The sequence below is a fragment of the Arthrobacter sp. H20 genome, from assembly GCF_000520515.1.
Classification (GTDB): Bacteria; Actinomycetota; Actinomycetes; order Actinomycetales; family Micrococcaceae; genus Arthrobacter_D.
Window position 1 is genome coordinate 67,832 of record NZ_KI914759.1, and the last position, 952, is coordinate 68,783.

Genomic DNA, 952 nt, shown 5'->3' on the forward strand with positions numbered 1-952 from the left:
TGCCATTTGCGCAGGTTCGAGGCTGTGCCCACCTTGGAGGCACCGTCGGCAAAGGTGGTTACATAGAGCCAGTGTTCCTGGGCGAGATGGCTCAGGAGCCCCGCGGGGGCAACACCTGAGCGGTGAACGTCGTGCATGAACCGGAGGTCGTCACGGGAGAAACACCTCCCGCACTGGTAGCCGCGCTCGGCAGTGGTCTGCTGCGGGCAGGGGGTGTGTTCGCGAGCATCGGGACCAAACACGCGATGAAACCCAAGGCAGTACCGTTCGCCAGACCCGCTCAGGATGCGGAAGCCAAGATCGGTGCCAGCTGCCTCAGCTCCGCCGCCAGGTCCAAGGCCAAGCCCATGATGACCGCCGTCGGGGCTGGCCAGGGAGAGCACAGGTCCGTCCCGGTGCCAGCTCACGCCGCTGCAGAGGAATCGCCCGTCGACGCGATATAGCGGGCGACGACGGCGCCCTGCTCCGCGAGCCGGTGCCATTTGCGCAGGTTCGAGGCTGTGCCCACCTTGGAGGCACCGTCGGCAAAGGTGGTTACATAGAGCCAGTGTTCCTGGGCGAGATGGCTCAGGAGCCCCGCGGGGGCAACACCTGAGCGGTGAACGTCGTGCATGAACCGGAGGTCGTCACGGGAGAAACACCTCCCGCACTGGTAGCCGCGCTCGGCAGTGGTCTGCTGCGGGCAGGGGGTGTGTTCGCGAGCATCGGGACCAAACACGCGATGAAACCCAAGGCAGTACCGTTCGCCAGACCCGCTCAGGATGCGGAAGCCAAGATCGGTGCCAGCTGCCTCAGCTCCGCCGCCAGGTCCAAGGCCAAGCCCATGATGACCGCCGTCGGGGCTGGCCAGGGAGAGCACAGGTCCGTCCCGGTGCCAGCTCACGCCGCTGCAGAGGAATCGCCCGTCGCCCATCACCCATCACCCATCACCCATCACCCATCACCCATCACC

The 952-nt window shown here is 66.1% G+C and carries 1 protein-coding gene and 1 pseudogene; both read right to left on the bottom strand.

What is annotated here, in order from left to right; genetic code table 11:
* Positions 1-407: pseudogene (locus Y703_RS22460) on the bottom strand (DUF2797 domain-containing protein); the annotation flags it as partial.
* Positions 404-883, bottom strand: coding sequence for a hypothetical protein (locus tag Y703_RS20485; protein ID WP_216698915.1), 480 nt, complete (start codon positions 881-883; stop codon positions 404-406). The pseudogene Y703_RS22460 and the gene Y703_RS20485, both read right to left, overlap by 4 nt.
* Between the last annotated feature and the right edge of the window lie 69 nt (positions 884-952).